General features: G+C 38.7%; 13 protein-coding genes, 2 tRNA genes, 1 rRNA gene and 1 pseudogene. 9 read left to right on the top strand and 8 right to left on the bottom strand.

From position 1 onward, the window contains the following. Positions 1-219, bottom strand: a pseudogene (locus BUA96_RS17035) (hypothetical protein); the annotation flags it as partial. A gap of 375 nt (positions 220-594) precedes the next feature. Between BUA96_RS17035 and BUA96_RS17500 the strand changes: the two are divergent. From BUA96_RS17500 to BUA96_RS17010, 5 genes are all read left to right on the top strand, one after another. Further along, positions 595-915, top strand: coding sequence for a DUF6660 family protein (locus tag BUA96_RS17500; protein ID WP_072985219.1), 321 nt, complete (start codon positions 595-597; stop codon positions 913-915). Positions 916-1,012: 97 nt separating this feature from the next. Then, positions 1,013-5,476, top strand: a complete 4,464-nt coding sequence (locus BUA96_RS17025) for a CusA/CzcA family heavy metal efflux RND transporter (protein ID WP_072985217.1) — start codon at positions 1,013-1,015, stop codon at positions 5,474-5,476. Between the two features lie 11 nt (positions 5,477-5,487). Next, a complete protein-coding gene (locus tag BUA96_RS17020; RefSeq protein WP_072985215.1) occupies positions 5,488-6,720 on the top strand; it encodes an efflux RND transporter periplasmic adaptor subunit in 1,233 nt (410 codons plus the stop codon). A gap of 11 nt (positions 6,721-6,731) precedes the next feature. Further along, complete coding sequence (locus BUA96_RS17495) at positions 6,732-7,139, top strand: Fur family transcriptional regulator (protein ID WP_072985213.1); 408 nt, start codon at positions 6,732-6,734, stop codon at positions 7,137-7,139. A 28-nt stretch (positions 7,140-7,167) separates the two neighbouring features. After that, positions 7,168-8,022, top strand: a complete 855-nt coding sequence (locus tag BUA96_RS17010) for a cation diffusion facilitator family transporter (protein ID WP_072985211.1) — start codon at positions 7,168-7,170, stop codon at positions 8,020-8,022. Positions 8,023-8,562: 540 nt separating this feature from the next. Here the strand turns inward: BUA96_RS17010 and BUA96_RS17005 are convergent. From BUA96_RS17005 to BUA96_RS16990, 4 genes are all read right to left on the bottom strand, one after another. Then, positions 8,563-9,852 carry a site-specific integrase gene (locus BUA96_RS17005; protein WP_072985209.1) on the bottom strand — a complete coding sequence of 430 codons (1,290 nt, stop codon included), beginning with the start codon at positions 9,850-9,852 and terminating at the stop codon, positions 8,563-8,565. A gap of 227 nt (positions 9,853-10,079) precedes the next feature. Further along, a tRNA-Pro gene (locus tag BUA96_RS17000) sits at positions 10,080-10,154 on the bottom strand. Positions 10,155-10,176: 22 nt separating this feature from the next. Continuing rightward, positions 10,177-10,260, bottom strand: a tRNA-Ser gene (locus tag BUA96_RS16995). A 140-nt stretch (positions 10,261-10,400) separates the two neighbouring features. Further along, positions 10,401-12,446: an HD family phosphohydrolase gene (locus BUA96_RS16990; protein WP_072985207.1), complete on the bottom strand. Its 2,046-nt coding sequence runs from the start codon at positions 12,444-12,446 to the stop codon at positions 10,401-10,403. A gap of 209 nt (positions 12,447-12,655) precedes the next feature. On the opposite strand from BUA96_RS16990, the gene BUA96_RS16985 reads away from it, so the two are divergent. Next, positions 12,656-13,831, top strand: a complete 1,176-nt coding sequence (locus tag BUA96_RS16985; protein ID WP_072985205.1) for an acetyl-CoA C-acyltransferase — start codon at positions 12,656-12,658, stop codon at positions 13,829-13,831. A 91-nt stretch (positions 13,832-13,922) separates the two neighbouring features. After that, entirely contained in the window at positions 13,923-14,672 is a 750-nt protein-coding gene (locus BUA96_RS16980) for a C40 family peptidase (RefSeq protein ID WP_072985203.1), read from the top strand. 51 nt (positions 14,673-14,723) lie between these two features. Here BUA96_RS16980 and BUA96_RS16975 read toward each other — a convergent pair whose 3' ends face one another. Continuing rightward, complete coding sequence (locus tag BUA96_RS16975; protein WP_072985201.1) at positions 14,724-15,887, bottom strand: THUMP domain-containing class I SAM-dependent RNA methyltransferase; 1,164 nt, start codon at positions 15,885-15,887, stop codon at positions 14,724-14,726. A 75-nt stretch (positions 15,888-15,962) separates the two neighbouring features. Here BUA96_RS16975 and BUA96_RS16970 point away from each other — a divergent pair, with 75 nt between their 5' ends. Both BUA96_RS16970 and BUA96_RS16965 read left to right on the top strand, forming a co-directional pair. After that, complete coding sequence (locus BUA96_RS16970; RefSeq protein ID WP_072985199.1) at positions 15,963-16,631, top strand: ZIP family metal transporter; 669 nt, start codon at positions 15,963-15,965, stop codon at positions 16,629-16,631. A gap of 1 nt (position 16,632) precedes the next feature. Then, on the top strand, positions 16,633-17,061 hold the full coding sequence (locus BUA96_RS16965) for a DUF4268 domain-containing protein (protein WP_072985197.1): 429 nt from the start codon (positions 16,633-16,635) through the stop codon (positions 17,059-17,061). Here BUA96_RS16965 and trhA read toward each other — a convergent pair. Both trhA and rrf read right to left on the bottom strand, forming a co-directional pair. Next, a complete protein-coding gene (trhA, locus tag BUA96_RS16960; protein ID WP_072985195.1) occupies positions 17,058-17,684 on the bottom strand; it encodes a PAQR family membrane homeostasis protein TrhA in 627 nt (208 codons plus the stop codon). The genes BUA96_RS16965 and trhA overlap by 4 nt on opposite strands. Before the next feature lie 88 nt (positions 17,685-17,772). Further along, a 5S ribosomal RNA gene (gene rrf / locus BUA96_RS16955) occupies positions 17,773-17,881 on the bottom strand. Positions 17,882-18,086: the final 205 nt, after the last annotated feature.

The raw sequence follows: 18,086 nt of genomic DNA, 5'->3' as shown, positions 1-18,086 counted from the left end.
TGTAGGCTCTTGCCCTACGTTTCCGATTAACTGAACTTGATTTCTTAGTGTACTCATAACTCTAAAATTTAGATGATTAAAAATGCTGCCCAAACCCTTTGGACAGTTTGCGTTTATACCTTTAAAAAATGATTTACTTATGTTATCCTGAGCGTTTCCCTTTTTTGTTTTTAAGGTTTTTGATTCCGCTTCTTTTTGTATGTTTTGAACTGATTTCATAAGATTTCTTTTTGATTTACTTCCATTTAATGCCTATCGCTGTTCCCTTTTTTTGTTGCTGAAACGTTTTCAAGAGTTTGAATTAGTAAGGACATATAAAAGCGAGGCACGAGCGGTTATGCTGTCCGTCTAACTTCAAACTATTGGTATTTTGCTTTCAAAAAAAGAGAAGTACAGCGATGCTGCTTAAGGGAATTCAAAAAGCTAACGAGGGAAGTTTCAAAACTTGAGAAGGGGAATTAATAATTACCAACGAGACTCCAAATAATTTTTTATCGGACTATAGACAATTTGATAAGCTGAATATGGTTTGTAAAAATTCCTGATGTTATTATTTGCACAGCATGTGCACTTGTTATTTGATACCTTTGCTTTATGAGATTTTTCGTTTGGGCTTTTTGTATTTATATCGTAACACTAAATGTGTTACCATGTACTGATGCAATTGAATCATCTAAAACTCAAACTTCAAAAGAATTAGCTTCCGCAGTATCTACAGATCATTCAGAGTCAGAGAGGTTATTAGACCTATGTCCACCATTTTGTACTTGTCATTGTTGTCATGTACACACCGTCAACTTTGCATCGGCTCACATTAATCTCTTTAACACAACCATATACTCAGGAATATTTCTTCACTTAGATAGCATAGGCCAAGAGCCTATTTTATCACTTTTAGATCCTCCCAGGATTTAGTTCAGTTTTTTAGAGGATTACTATGTCCTTTTTTGACCGATCAAATTTTAATCGGCCGCTTACATATATCTATAACTGAATTAAATTGTAGAATTTCATGATTAATAAAATCATCGCTTTTTCCATAAGGAATAAGCTTATTGTTGGACTTTTCATACTTTTCCTGATTGGAGTAGGATTGTATTCTATGTCCACTATCAACTTGGGTGCTCAACCCGACATTACCAATAATCAGGTACAAATTATTACTCAGTCGCCCAACCTAGCCACAGAAGACATCGAGCAATTTGTAACTTATCCCGTTGAATTGGCTATGGCCAACCTACCGGGTGTTAATGAAATACGCTCTGTCTCCCGTTTTGGGCTTTCGGTGGTGACCATTGTTTTTAAGGAGGATATGGGCACTTACCTGCCCCGTCAATTGGTTGGGGAAAAACTCAACGAGGTCAAATCAGAGATCCCCGAACAGTTTGGCAGTCCAGAAATGGGACCTATTACAACCGGATTGGGGGAAATCTATCAATACACCTTGAAAGCTGAAGAAGGCTATGAGGACAAATATTCCCCGACCGAACTGCGAACCATACAGGACTGGATCGTAAAACGCCAATTGGCCCTAACGGAAGGTGTTGTGGAAGTCAATGCCTTTGGCGGAAAGATCAAGCAATATGAGATCGCCATCGATCCCGCCAAGCTGAACGCGATGAATGTGACGATGACTGAAGTCTTTGATGCCCTACAGGAAAACAATGTAAATACCGGCGGAGCTTACATCGAAAAGAACAAAATGGCCAATTTCATCCGTGGTGAAGGCCTCGTCCGTTCGCTAGATGATGTTAGACAGATCGTAATCAAAAACGAAAATGGCCTGCCCATTTTGGTAAAAGACGTCGCTGAAAAGGTCCATTTTGGAAATCAGGTACGCTACGGAGCCTTTACCCAAGATGGTCACGAAGCTGTGGGAGGTATGGTGCTGATGTTACGGGGCGACAATCCTAATTCAGTAGTCAATACGGTAAGAGACCGTATACGAGAAGTACAGAAATCGCTACCGCAAGGACTTAAGATCGTTCCTTTTTTGGATCGTAGTGCGCTCATAGGAAGGACCACAGCCACCATCGAGAAAAATCTGATTGAAGGGGCTCTCATTGTGATTTTTGTGCTGGTACTGCTACTGGGTAGTTTTCGTGGAGGTTTGGTCACTGCTTCTTTAATTCCACTTTCCCTGCTATTTGCCTTTATTTTGATGAAAGCTTTAGGTGTTTGGGCAAACCTGATGTCCTTGGGGGCAATTGACTTTGGAATTATAGTTGATGGGGCTGTTATCATTGTTGAAGGAACGGTTCACGAAATTGAAAAGCGAATCAAGGCCGGTAAACAGCAATTCGACCAGCCACAAATGGACGAAGTCGTCTATGATGCGAGTAGTACGGTAATGAATTCAGCTTTCTTTGGACAGGTTATCATCCTGATTGTATTTACCCCAATATTATTCTTGACAGGGATTGAAGGAAAAATGTTCCGCCCGATGGCATTTACCTTTGGATTTGCGGTTTTAGGTGCCATTATTCTTTGTTTAACCTACGTACCGGTGATTACTTCACTTATGATGAGACCGGCTATAAAAAATAGAAACTGGTTCCATAATGTGGAGGATAAAATTTCAGGTTTCAGCAACGGGATGATGAACCGGATCAATAAAGGCTATCGGCCTATAGTCCTGAAATCTTTGAACCATCGCATAATCGTATTAGTGATTGCAGTTATATTACTTCTAGGTGCCGGATTTACTTTCAGTAAAATGGGTGGAGAGTTTATCCCTAGTATTGATGAAGGCGATATTGCGATGCAGGCCTTATTAAGACCGGGAAGCTCATTAAGTGAATCCATTGAAACCTCAAAAAAAATCGAGAATATCGTACTAGATAATTTTCCGGAAGTGGAAACTATGGTGGCTCGAATTGGTGTAGCCGATATCCCGACCGACCCGATGCCGATGGACATTGCCGACACCTATATTATCCTGGAAAAGAACAAGGATCATTGGACTTCCGCAGATACAAAGGAGGAATTAATTAAAAAAATTAAAGAAAAATTATCTATCGTACCTGGTGTCAACTTCGTTTTCAGCCAGCCCGTGGAACTGCGATTTAACGAACTGCTTACTGGCGTTCGAGAAGACGTGGCCATCAAACTGTATGGAGAAGATCTAGATGTGCTTTCCCAAAAGGCCGCAAAAATGGCCGCTATCATCAAAACCGTTCCCGGCGCGGGTGATGTTAATCTTGAGGCCACCTCGGGATTGCCGCAAATGACTGTTCGCTTTAGCCGAAGAAAGGTCGCCCAATATGGCCTGAACATACAAAAACTCAATCAGTACGTGAGTACCGCCTTTGCGGGAGGTACTGCAGGAGTCATTTTTGAGGGCGAAAAACGCTTTGATATGGTGGTGCGATTGGATGAAAAACACCGTAAGGATATTGATAACCTAAAAAACCTGTTGATCGATTTACCCGGTGGGAATCAGATTCCCATTAAGGAAGTGGCCGATATCAGTTATCAGCCTGGACCCATGCAAATTTCCCGGGACAATACTTCACGTAGAATTTATGTAGGGGTTAACGTGCGGGGTCGCGATGTGGAATCCATGGTCAATGATATCCAAACCAAAATGGACGCACAATTAGACTTGCCGCCCGGCTACCATATTGAATATGGAGGTGCTTTTGAAAATCTGCAACGCGCAAAAGATCGTTTAACAATTGTAGTTCCCATTGCCCTGGCACTTATATTCTTGTTACTGTATTTCGCTTTAGGCTCTTTCTCTCAATCGATTATGATTTATATGGCAGTACCACTGGCGGCTATAGGTGGGATTTTTGCCATTGCTGTTCGTGGAATGCCCTTTAGTATCTCGGCAGGCGTTGGATTTATCGTCCTTTTCGGAGTAGCGGTATTGAACGGGCTGGTACTTATCAGCAGGTTGAATTCATTAAAGAAAGAAGGGGTTATGGATATACAGGAACGTATTCTAATAGGTACACAAGAACGAATCCGTCCAATTTTTTTAACCGCATTGGCTGCAATTATGGGATTTTTCCCAATGGCACTATCCCACGGAGCTGGTGCTTCGGTACAGCGACCATTGGCCACGGTAGTTATTGGCGGATTGATAACCGCAACCTTACTTACGCTGATCGTAGTTCCCGTTTTGTACAGTTTTGTGGAGAAATCCGGGAATAAAAACTACGGTAAACCGGGCAAAGCTGCCATAAACCCTGGACTAATTGCCATTATATTGGGTCTTGGATCAATGGGCATTCCGGCAAGTGCAAGTGCTCAAACGCAGGATAGGCCCCAGCAAAGTGCGCCTGAGCAGGACATCTTGAAAGTCGCACAAGGATTTTACACAATTTCTTTAAGAGATGCAGTAGAAAAAGCGCAAGCCAACTATCCCAAAATGAAGGCGGCACAACTGGAAATCGAAAACCAGGAAGTCCGGAAAAAAACCGTTTGGGATTTGGGAACCACCCAAATTTTCACCGGTGGCGAAGAGTTGCCCGATAGTCGCAATGGCGATGAAGGTATTTACACCATCGTTGGGGTGCAGCAACAAAATATCGATGTGTTCAGTATCGGTGCCAAAAATAAACTGCAAAATGAGAAAATTGAGCTAAGCGAAACAGCACTCGACCTTACCTCCCTTCAAATAGAACGGGAAGTGAGCAAGGCCTGGGGTGATGCCTACACCTCTAAACGCAAGTACCAATTGTATGTGGAACTCGATTCCATTTTTAGAGATTTTGAACAGGCAGCACGGTTGCGTTATGAGACAGAAGCTTCCTCGAAGCTGGAATATTTGGCGGCCACAAATCAAGCCCGGCAGGTAAGCCTACAGAAAATGCAAGCCTATAGGGATTACTTGGGTAATCTGCAAAAACTGAATCTTTGGTTGGTGAGCGATACACCCTATACCGTTGCAGATACAAGTGTCGATGAAATGAATACGCCCATTTTGCAGCGCAAAGATTCGATTAAGAGCCACCCAATGCTGGACTATTATGAGCATCAGATCGGGGTTGCCTATGCGAAGCGTAATCTCAGTACCAAAGCGTTTTTTCCAAAATTCAACGCACAATATGGAAGACAAAAAATTGCGGGACAGAAGGGGTTTTTCAGTTTTCAAGTTGGGATTTCCATTCCGCTTTTTTTCGGTCCTGATTTGGGGTACGCGCAATCGGCCAAAATACAGACTCAGATTGCGCAACAAAATTTCAAAGCTAAGAAGCTTCAATTCAATTCAAAATACCAAGATCTGCAACAGGAGTATCTGAAATGGCAGGAATCGTGGAAATACTATGAACAAGAAGCCCTTCTGCTTGCCAAAGAACAAAGGGACGGGGCGGTTTTTGCCTATAAAGAGGGTGGTATTAGTTATACCTCTTTCCTTCAAACGGTACGTGACGCCATAGGCATACAAAGCAAGTCTTGGGATGCACTTAACAATTATCTGAGATCAAAATACGAACTGGAATTTTTCCTTAATTCCGCAAAACAATAAATAAAAAAGCTATGAATTTCAATATAAAACCAATTTTTTACGTAGCCTTGGTCATATTCAGTTTAAGTTCTTGTAAAGAGGGAAAAACTGATCAAAGTGGACACGAAAAGCATAATGAGACAGCTCCTGCCGATAACGGTGACCAGCCTCAAAAAGCAAACGCAGGCCTCGAGCGCAAAAAACTACACCTATCGCAACAAAAGTTTGAAGCGATGGAATTGAAAGTAGATAGTTTGCCCACCAAAAGTTTAACTGCTTTAGTGGAAGCCAACGGTCAGTTGGAAGTACCGCCTCAAAACGAGGCTGCAATTACCGCGATAATTGGCGCAAATGTGACTAGCATAAAGGTGATTGAGGGAAATAAAGTAAGTAAAGGAAGTGTGTTGGGATATTTGAGCCACCCGGATCTGGTCAAGCTACAGACTGATTACACGAGCGCCTACAACAAGATGATATTTTTGGAAAAAGAATACAATCGTCAAAAACGCCTATACGAGGCAGAAGTGGCTTCAGGTAGAAAGTACCAAGAAACCGAATCGGAATATAACAGTGTTAAAGGGCTGTTTAAGGGTCTGGAATCACAACTTCAATTATTTCATTTAAACCTGAATCAGTTACGCAGTGGAAAGTTCTATAATCAAATACCTATAGTAAGTCCTATCGATGGATACGTAGAACAAGTGAATATTAAAGTCGGCCAGTTTGTACAGCAACAGACTGAGATGTTTGAAATCGTAAACACCGATCATATACACGCTGATCTAATGGTCTTCGAAAAAGATGTGAGTAAGGTAAAGGAAGGTCAAACTGTAGCAATCACTATTGAATCCCTACCAGAATCCGATCTAAGCGCAAAAATTTATTCCGTGGGAAAAACATTTGAACAGCAGCCTAAAGCGCTACACGTACACGCAGAAATAGAAAACAGAGATAGCAACCTCTTACCAGGGATGTACCTTACAGCAAAAATAGCCACTTCCCAAGATAATGTAACCGCACTCCCAGAAGAGGCTGTTATTACTGAGAATGGCGAGGATTATATTTTTACAGCTAAAAAAGTAACTGAAAATGAGGAAGAAGTCTGGGCTTTAAGCCCTTTAAAAGTCCAAACCGGTCAGTCAGATACCGGCTGGATAGAAATAAAATTGCTGCAGCCTTTGGAAGAAAGGCAAATGGTAGTCTGGAACAAAGCGTATTACTTGATCTCAGAAATGAATAAAGGAGAAACTGAACACGGACATTGAATAATAATAGTATGAATTCTAGTGAACACATTCTTTTAAACTCCAAGCTTCGCCCTACTGCTATGCGCATACTTATATTTAGTTTTTTGAGAAAGCATAGACAAGCATTAACAATTACAGATATTGAATCAGAATTTCAAAAGGTAAGTCGTTCAACTGTACTACGGACTATTAAAACCTTTGAAAAAAAGGGGCTCATACACGCAATTATTGATGATAGTAAATACCTAAAATATGCTTTGAATGATCCTAATCAACCAGAGCACCAAAACCATTTGCACTTAAATTGTTTATCCTGCAATCATACTTACTGTATGTACAATTATACATTACCTCAGATTTCTATTCCACCGCGATATCATGTAAAAACAACTCAGATTCTTGTCAAAGGAATTTGTGATATATGTCAAATTAAATAGTAAAGTCTTATAAAAAAAAGTTTTAAATATGTCTCATAATCATAAATCACAAAAATTTGGATTAGTTTTTAGTCTTAGCATTATCTTAAATACATTATATGTAATAGTGGAATTTTTTTATGGAATGCGAGTGGATTCTTCAGCACTAATTGCCGATGCTTGGCATAATGCTAGTGATGTTTTTAGCTTAATACTCGCCTGGATAGCCTACAAATTGACCCTTATTCCAGCAAATAATAGATTTACATATGGCTATCAAAAAACAACTATCCTTGTATCATTTTTGAATGGTGCAATTATTATTATAGCGGCATTTTTTATTGCTTGGGAAGCTATTCAAAAATTGAATTCGGCGAATGAAATCCCTGGTGAATTAATAATTTATGTTTCTATAATTGGTTTATTTATCAACACTGGCACAGCGTTACTATTTTGGAATAGTCAAAAAAATGACTTGAACATGCGGGAAGCATTTCTGCATATGGCTGCTGATGCAGGAGTTACATTAGCAGTATTATGTGGTGGTTTATCCATTAAATTTCTCGATTTGGAATGGATCGATCCATTGCTTAGTATATTGATCGTAATTGTAATCATTTATTCATCTTGGGGACTATTAAAAGAATCATTATATCTCTTAATAGATGCAGTTCCTAAACACTTAGATTTAGAAAAAATCAAATTCGAAGTATTAAATTTTGATGGAGTGCTAGCTGTTAAATCTATCCATATTTGGGCATTGAGCACCACACAAACTACCGCAAGTATGATTTTACAAGTTAATCCTGGAACAAGTGATGTATCGGTTAAAGAAATTTCAGGTAGATTGACTGAGAAATTTAAATTACAAAAGACAACTATTGAATTACAGTATGAAGATTGACATTTTGCATCCACTATTGAAGAGTTTTTTTAACAAAGTGAAATGATTGGTTTTAGTAGAAAACCCATGAATTACTAGATGCCAATAATTCTAATTTCATAAGCTTTTTGATTTATATCCAATAGGGCCTATCATTCAAGAGTTTGACTTAGTAAGGCCATATAAAAGCGCATACCCAAGCTGTGATAATGTCGGGGTAACTTTAACAAACCAATGGTCATTTGTTTTTGAAAAAGGAGAAGTACAGCGATAATGCTTTAGGAAATTCAAAAAGCTAACGAGGGAAGTTTTAAAACTTGAGTAAGTGAATTAAATGTTCAGAAATTATTCAATGAGTGAAAATAGTATTAAGCTGAATCAACCGTAAATCACTCAGCCTAATTATTAAATTTCTTAGACACAATATATTGTTCAGTATTAGCTCTTTAAAAGTTTTGAATATGTACATCAAAAATACTTACTCAAACTCATCCTATGAGGAATAGGAAAAACGGAGTTCGTCTCAAATTCTGTTTTTCAGAAAAACTAAAAAGCAAAACATCAGACTATACGTAAATGCCCATTGTCCTTATAAGTTTTACTTTTAGTTGATGTTCTATTAGTCTGCTTAAGTTTAGATCTAAGACTACTCATATCTTTACTTATTTTTTGCTCTACGACTCGAGCATATTTTTGAGTGGTAGAAAGTTTAGTGTGACCAAGCATTTTTGAGACCGTCTCAATAGGAACATCGTTGAGTAATGTCACTGTGGTTGCAAAAGTATGTCTGGCTACGTGAAAGGTGAGGTTTTTCTCAATCTTACATAGTTTCGCAATTTCCTTTAAATACTTATTGATTTTCTGATCACTGAATACAGGTAGTAACTTATTCGTATGCACATCCTGTGAAACTTCTTGATACTTTTCCAAAATTCGCTTAGCCTGCTCCAATAGAGGCAATTTTACTGGAGTTTTGGACTTCTGTCGTCGTACCATTATCCAGTCTTCTTTATCGATACCGTTTACGATATCACCAGTTTTCAAGTTTTTAACCTCTATATAGCATAATCCGGTATAACAAGAGAAAACAAACACATCGCGAACAATACTCAAACTATCATCAGTAAGGGTTATTGATGAAATAGTTTTAAGCTCATTCTCTTCAAGAAACGGACAGTCGAAATCCTCGTATTTCAACTGATACAATGCAAAAGGGTTAGATTTTATCCAACGATGCTTTAAGGCTAAGGTGGTGAATTTCTTTAGGCGTTCCAAGTGTTTCATCCTACCATTATTATTAAGTGGCTGCGCTTTTTTAAGCGTTTTGCAGTCTCTAAGGTAATCTTCAAATTTTACAATGAATGTATAATCAATCTGTGACAGATAAATATCATCACACTTATATTCAGATTTTACAAATCGTAAAATATATTTCTCTGTAGCAGCGTAATTCTTTGCTGTTCCGGGAGCTAATTTTTTTAAATCATTTTCGGTATGGTATTGAATAAGATCCCTAATTGTAGATACAGGTCTATCCTTTCCAGTACATCTTAGCTTAACTGCCTTGGCACTTATTGGAACTCCTTCATTTCGGAGTTCTTTATATGCCTTCTTGACCTCAGAATAGATAGCATCCAATTCGTCATTGATACGTCGAGCGTCTTTGATGCGTTTTCCAACCCTGCTGGACTTATCGCACCAGTTTTGTTCTAAAACATTTTGTTTTGTACTTAAATCTACTCTACTGGCACTTCCAATGGAGATACGAGCATAGATTGGAAATGTTCCATCTTTTCGAACTGAACTTTTTTTCAGCCAAAAATGAACATTTAAAGTGTGTGAAGTAATCATAACTTTCGTTTAAATTAAAAAATCTGTTAAACGAAAGCCAAACCGCTCAATAGTCAAACCCGGCTATGATCCTTAAATGTAGTAATTTCTTCCCTAAAAAAATAGGACATCAAATAGGACACCAACGAATATGCCTCCAAATGGACATAAAAAAAACCAGTAAAAATGTATTTTACTGGTTTTCATAGAATTAGATATCAAACAATATATGTTAAATACCTATTTCGTCGGGGTGGCAGGATTCGAACCTGCGACCTCCTGCTCCCAAAGCAGGCGCGATGACCGGGCTACGCTACACCCCGAGGTGTTTTCTTAAAAAAGTTGCGGAGAGACAGGGATTCGAACCCTGGCGACGGTTACCCGTCGACAGATTAGCAATCTGCTCCATTACCACTCTGGCACCTCTCCTAAGAACGTTGGCGTCTCTCTCAAAACGCGGGTGCAAATATATATCTAAGTTTTTGATCAACCAAAGCTTTTTAGAGAATTTCTATAACTTTTTTTGAATCTTTTTTTAACTCCCTGAAAACAAGATTTTCAGAAAATCACTATTCAGGATATTCTATGCGCAAATGGTAGATGTTATTCAGTTTTGACTTCAGAACCTTCTTAATTATCTGTATTTCCTTAAAAGTAATCGTAGCATTTAAAAACTGATTTTCCTCCATTTGCTTATTGATGATTTTTTCTACAAATGAATCGATCAATACCGAAGTTGGTGATTTTAAACTTTTACTCGCCGCCTCTACACTATCAGCCATCATTAAGATTGCAGTCTCTTTGCTGAACGGTAAGGGTCCGGGATATCTAAAGTCGTCAATATTGACATCCTCATCCTGTTCTTGCGCTTTTTTATAAAAATAGTACACCGTACTTGTCCCGTGGTGCGTGCGTATAAAGTCAATAACGCGATCTGGTAGGTTGTTTTTCCGGGCGACCTCGATTCCATTAATTACGTGATCAATAATAATTCTAGCGCTTTCTTTAGGTGATAGATCTTCGTGTGTATTGATTCCGGTAGATTGATTTTCAGTAAAATCAGTAGGATTTAGCATCTTGCCAATATCGTGGTACAGTGCTCCTACCCTAGTAAGCATCGCATTTGCTCCAATCTCGTTAGCTGCTGCTTCGGCCAAATTTGCCACATTTAAACTGTGATGAAAAGTACCCGGAGCTTTATTAGCAAGATTCTTTAACAATTTAGAATTCGTGTCTGTGAGTTCTAAAAGGGAAAGATCACTTACAAGACCAAAGATCTTTTCGTACGCATAAATGAGCGGCTGCACAAAAAGCGTCGCTAAACCAGTAATTATAAAAAGACTGAAGGTTTCCCATTGCAAATTATCTATGGTTCCCTCATGAATGATGTGAAAAGCAAAATACCCTATGATGTACATAAAAGTGATCTGCCCTACCGAAATAAACAAGTTGGCGCGTTTATACAGTTCTGAAACGGTCAAAATAGTCACAATCCCTGCAATTACTTGCAGAAACATATATTCTGAAGTATTAGGCACAATGAATCCCAATAAGAGTAGCGTGATCACGTGTGTGAATAAACCCAATCTAGAATCAAAAAAGGCCTTTATCACAAGCGGCAAAATACAGAGCGGAACCACATAAACATAATTTGCATCATATTTCACGATAAGTGTGGTGAACAATACCATTAAAATGATATTAAAGAAAATAAACGTCACCATCGTATTATTTTCAAAAACGTGTTCGCGATAGGTTTTAATGAAAAGTAACAACATTGTCAAGGCTACCGAAACGAGCAAAACATAACCAAAAACAACCCAATTATACTTACTGGCAGTCCAGGATTGCGACTCATATTCGGCTTGTAGAGACTTCAGAATCTGATACGTACTTTGCTCAACAATTTCACCTTTTGCGACAATTCTACTTCCTTTATTCACCACGCCCTTGGTAGGAGCGATCTTGCTCAACTCAGCATTTAATTCCTTATTGGTGAGCTTTTCATCATAAGTAACGTTAGGTTGCACCACATCATAAAACAGCTCTTTAAAACGGTTGACCGCCTGTACATATGGTCCGTTTACAAGTCGACGGTTGATCAAAGCGCTAATTTCATCTGTAGTATTCAGATTTTCTATGGAAGTTTCTTCGATCTCATTTCCGCGACGCAAGTATATTTTTCTGCCTTCTTGAAAAGCTGCCAAATCGCTAATCACCCCATATTTATAAATATCCTCTAGAATTTGAGAACCAAATTTCTTCAGTTCGATCTGACGATCTCTAAAAATTGAATCTGTAAAAACCGAAGAAAATTGGTTTTCGTAAGCTGCCTTTGCCTCGTTAGCAATATCTTGATCGTAATTAAAATAAGGAATTATAGAGTTTTCTGCTTCTGCACGCTCCTGCTCCAATTGATCCTCACTCTTTAAAATAGCAAAGTCTACCGGCGCGTATAAATTATCATACTGCCAAGGCTTATTCTGCTGAAAATCAAATTGAAATTTTCCACTTTTAGGAAAAAGATAAACGATAAGAATGGTGCTTGCAATACACAGCAATACCTTATAAAGCGCACCTTGATTTTTATAAAATCGGTTTAAAATACTACTCATATAACTCTTGTGAGGCTACAAAATCAAAGACTTACCCTTTAAAAATAGTCTTGACCTTTTTCAAGGAAATTTCATTTCTAATCCTTGACATAAAAGTAAAAGTACTAAAATAAAACGGGAAGCTTGAGGTGTTAAGTATAGGCCAAATGATAACGTTTTCGTTAGCTATTTGTTATTTTTGAATTCTATCAAAAAACACACAAATAAAGATGAAAAAAGATATTGTAATCGTTTCTGCAGTACGTACCCCTATAGGTAGCTTTTTAGGAAGCTTATCTTCACTAACTGCTGTTGACCTTGGCGTGGCTGCTATAAAAGGCGCTTTGACCAAAATTAATTTAGACCCTTCGCTTGTTGACGAAGTATTTATGGGTAACGTAGTTCAAGCTGGTGTAGGACAAGCTCCTGCACGCCAGGCTGCCTTGGGTGCCGGTATTCCTAAAAACGTGCCGTGTACAACGGTAAATAAAGTATGCGCTTCAGGTATGAAAGCCGTGATGTTTGCGGCCCAATCTATCGCACTCGGTGACAATGACATTGTCGTTGCCGGCGGAATGGAAAGTATGAGCCAAATCCCGCATTATGTACATATGCGCAACGGGCAGAAATTTGGTCCTACCACACTTATAGATGGCATGCAAAAAGACGGACTGGTAGATGCTTATGATGGGAATGCGATGGGTGTTTGCGCCGATGCTTGCGCTACCAAGTATAATTTTTCACGCGAAGATCAAGATGCTTTTGCGATTGAGAGTTACAAACGCTCAGCTGCTGCCTGGGAAAGTGGGAAGTTTGCAGACGAAGTAATTCCTGTGGAAGTTCCTCAGCGTCGCGGAGAGCCGGTTGTGGTTAGTGAAGACGAAGAATTTAAAAATGTGCGTATGGAAAAAATAAGCAGCTTAAGACCTGCGTTTTCCAAAGATGGTACGGTTACCGCAGCAAATGCTTCGACTATTAATGACGGCGCCGGAGCAGTGATCCTCATGACCAGAGAAAAAGCTGAAGAACTTAACCTAGACATTTTATGCAGTATTAAAGGTTATGCTGATGCTGCCACAGACCCTGAATGGTTTACCACCGCTCCTTCTAAAGCGTTACCTAAAGCGCTCGCAAAAGCCGGTGTAGGTCAAGGTGAGATTGAGTATTTTGAGTTTAATGAAGCCTTTTCTGTTGTGGGTCTTGCTAATATGAAAATTTTGGGCTTATCTACAGATAAAGTAAATGTCAATGGTGGAGCTGTTTCATTAGGCCATCCTTTAGGGTGCAGTGGTGTGCGTATTCTTATCACACTTATTAATGTCTTAAAACAGAATAACGCCAAGCTGGGAGCTGCGGCGATCTGTAATGGTGGTGGTGGCGCATCGGCAATGGTGATCTCGAGATAAGTATTTTAGAAGTTATACACGTCTTGTTAATAATCATTTTGGTGCGTAAAAATCATTTGAATTACTTTTACCAAAATTTCAAATCCGCCTGATGAATTACGGCATTTGCCCATTAAGTATTGTACCTATGCGTTTAGAGCCTGCTGATGCAGCCGAGATGATAAACCAAGTACTTTATGGTGAGCATTTTAAAGTGCTCGAAATTCGCAAAAAATGGAGCCGAATTCGTCTTGCTCATGATAAATATGAGGGCTGGATTGACAATAAGCAATACAAAGAGATTACCGCAGAAGATTATGATGATGCCGAAAAGCGTACTCCTATTCTGGCGAGTGATCTTTTACAAATGGCAACATCTTCTGATGAACACGTGCTGAGCATTCCTTTAGGGGCGCAGTTGGCTAATTTAGCATTGACGGGAGATCACTACGAGGGCAATTCGGTAGCAGAAAAAAAGGAAAAAGCAACCTTTATCAATACCGCGTTATTGTATTTGAAAAGTCCGTATTTATGGGGTGGCCGTACGCCCTTTGGTTTAGATTGTAGCGGCTTTACCCAAATGGTTTATCGCCTCAATGGGCATGCACTATTTAGAGATGCCTCACAACAAGCTACTCAAGGTGAACCGCTTAGTTTTATTGAAGAAAGCGAGCCTGGGGATCTTGCTTTTTTTGATAATGATGAAGGCGCTATTGTGCACGTGGGTATTATGCTCCAAGACAATTACATTATACATTGCCACGGTGAAGTGCGCATAGATCGTATAGACCACACAGGAATTTACAACGCAGAACGCCGCACCCACACCCATAAGCTAAGAGTTATAAAAAGGATTATATAAAAAAACGCGAGAAAAAATCTTCTCGCGTTTTTAGTATTATAAACCGTTCTTTTAATCATTATTCTGATATTTCGCTTTCTTGGAGCCAGCATAAATATCATATTTCACTAAACGGGATTCTAAAGAACCATTGTAAAGTTTAATTTTTCGGCTGGTGCGTAAACCTACGTGTTTTAAAGATTCAAGGTTTGAAGTGATAAACCAAGCTTCGGTATCTTTATAATTTTGTTTCAAAGTATCTCCTATATTCTTATAAAATGTTTCCATCTCTACAGGAATTCTTTCGCCGTAGGGCGGATTGAAAACCATTTGCAAATGACGCTCGCGCTCTTTTTCAGTCTTAAAAAAATCAGCTTCCTTTATTGAAATAAATTCACTGAGTTCAGCATTTTTAATATTCTCTTTGGCCTTTTCGATCACCGAAGGATCCTTGTCATAGCCTTGAATGGTAAAATGAAAATCTCTAATTTTCTTTAAGGCAGAAGCTTCAATAATATCAAACAAATCAGGATCCCAATCGTGCCAATTCTCAAAACCAAATTGCTTTCGGTTCAAATTAGGTGGAATATTACAAGCGATCATCGCAGCTTCGATCAGCATCGTTCCACTACCGCACATTGGGTCAAGAAAATCACTGTGACCTTTCCATCCTGAAAGCATCAAACACCCTGCAGCAAGCACTTCATTAATAGGAGCTACGTTAGTATTAAGGCGATATCCACGCTGATGAAGCGATACCCCACTACTATCTAAAGAAATAGTACACCTATTGTGACGTATGTGTATATCAATACTTAAATCTGGAAATTTCAAATCTACATCAGGGCGTTCTCCAGTCGCTTCTCTAAATTGGTCTACGACCGCATCTTTAGCTTTCTGAGCCACAAATAAAGAGTGCGTGAACTGCTCACCACTCAAAGTCGCATTGATCACAAATGTATCATTCACGCGCATATATTGGCTCCAATCTATGCTTTTTACAGCAGCATAAAGTGCATTCTCATCTTTTACTACAAAAGAGCGTAACGGCTTTAAAATTTTAATAGCCGTTCTACAGCATAAGTTTGCCTTATACATAAACCCCGTGTCTCCTGAGAAGCTAACGCTTCGTGTACCTATCTCTATATCTCCTGCACCTAATTCACGTAATTCTCTTGCCAATAAATCTTCAAAACCAAATAAGGTTTTTGCCAGCATTTTAAAGTTCTCTGCCATCACAAAATTTTAGATTGCAAAAATAGGTTAATTTTACCGGCTTATTGCGACTAACGAATTCTAGTCAAATCATCTATGATATTTATTTTACCAATTGCAGCAGTTGTGCTGGGTTTCCTGATTGCTTTGTGGTTTAAACCAAAAGTGAATGCTGCAATTAAACTGCTTTTAGCCTTTAGCGGGGCCTTCTTGCTATCGATAACCATTTTTGAATTCCTACCTGAATTATATGCTTCGGGTTCTAAGCATGTGGGGCTATTCATTATGGCCGGACTTTTATTTCAAATACTTTTAGAGTTTTTGTCGCGCGGTGCAGAACACGGACATCTACATGTAGATGCTGACTCGTCAAAACTTCCTTGGCTATTATTTTTAAGTCTGGCCGTACATTCTGTTTTAGAAGGTTTCCCGTTATATAAAAACGCAGATTTAGTTCTCGGAATCTCCATTCATAAAATACCGATTGCTATTATCATCAGTTCGTTCTTGCTTGCCAGCAAAATCAATACCTATAAAACCCTACTGTTTCTAATTGTGTTTGCCTTAATGACGCCTCTAGGCAGCTATGTTTCAACCTTTGAGTTTTGGACCACTGAAGTCACGAATTACATCAACGCAGCGGTAGTAGGAGTTTTATTGCACGTTTCGACCACTATATTATTTGAATCTTCTAAAAATCATCAGTTTAACGCTACCAAATTTGGTGTAATCTTATTAGGAATCGCACTCGCTTATTTACTCTAAAATGTTCAGCAAAGAAGAATCAAAAAAAATACGAGAAGATTTCTGGATTTTCTTCGGAAAAAGATATCCTAGAAAGTGGCTGCTGTATGATACTAAAGTAAAAGAGATCAACTTAAAATTCAGTTTTGATAAAACCAAAGCGATGGTTTCATTTGATATTGAAACACACGACACGGTTTTTCGAGAGTACTATTTTGAAAAGTTTGAAAGTTTAAAAAACTTGCTCAAGACTGAAGTTTCTGAAGATATTCTTTTTGAAAAGGAATATATACGCAGTAGCGGAAAGATCATATCTCGTATTTATGTTGAAAAATTAAACGTCAACATTCACAACAAAAAGCATTGGCCCGAGGTTTTCGAGTTCTTTCACGACAATATGGAAAAATTTGAACTCTTCTGGTGGGAATATCAAGACTTCATCACAGCCTAGATCACATCTATCAAAATGAACAAAAAGTGACATATACTTCCTGCAAGAACGAAAAAATGCCATATTAAATGATTAAATGGAATTTTTCTAACCGCATAAAATACAATGCCCACCGTGTAAAAAGCGCCACCTAGCATTAATAGGTTTATCCCGGTATCACTGGAGACTGCAAGAAGATTATTCCAATCGAAAACAATTAACCATCCCATAAGTAAATAAAGAAGTAAGGATAATACTTCAAACCTACCGGTAAAGAATATCTTCAAAACCGTACCAACTAAAGCTATTCCCCAGACTGTCCAAAATATCAGCCATCCTGTACTACTCTCAAGCGCTATCAAAGCTACAGGTGTGTACGTGCCGGCAATGAGAAAATAAATACTAATGTGGTCTATTTTCCTTAAAATATGCTTCCACGAAGTATGACTAATTAGATGGTATAGTGTCGAAGCACTATAAAGCATTACAATAGAGCATCCATAGAAAAGAATACTAAGTGTACTGTAGTTGGATTTAGATGTGTCATAGTAGAGTAAGAGACCAATACCCAAAAATCCAAGCATAATTCCCAATCCGTGGGATAAGGCATTCCAAAATTCTTCCTCTTTCCAATCTGTATTCATTGTGTTGAAATTACAAATAGCAGCCGTATCTAATTTAACTTTATTGTAAAAAAAAAGTCTGCATCAGATATTGATGCAGACTTTTAAAACAAGGCGGCGACCTACTCTCCCACGAGATGTAGTACCATCGGCGCTAACGGGCTTAACTACTCTGTTCGGAATGGTAAGAGGTGAGCCCCGTCGCTATAACCACCTTAAGCTGTCGTATGAATTAATCACATACTTTAATAAGTTAACATATTGGGTAATAATAAAAAGACTACAATCACAAATCTGATTTGATCATTATAAGTATAAGAGTGCTCCTCCCGCACTAAAAAGTGCGGGAAGACGTACATAAGCTTACGGGTTATTAGTACTACTCGGCTATGACATTACTGCCTTTACACCTATAGCCTATCA

Source organism: Leeuwenhoekiella palythoae, assembly GCF_900130045.1.
Taxonomy (GTDB): Bacteria; Bacteroidota; Bacteroidia; order Flavobacteriales; family Flavobacteriaceae; genus Leeuwenhoekiella; species Leeuwenhoekiella palythoae.
Note: the sequence above shows the minus strand (reverse complement) of the source record. Positions and strands in the feature narration are given on the sequence as shown.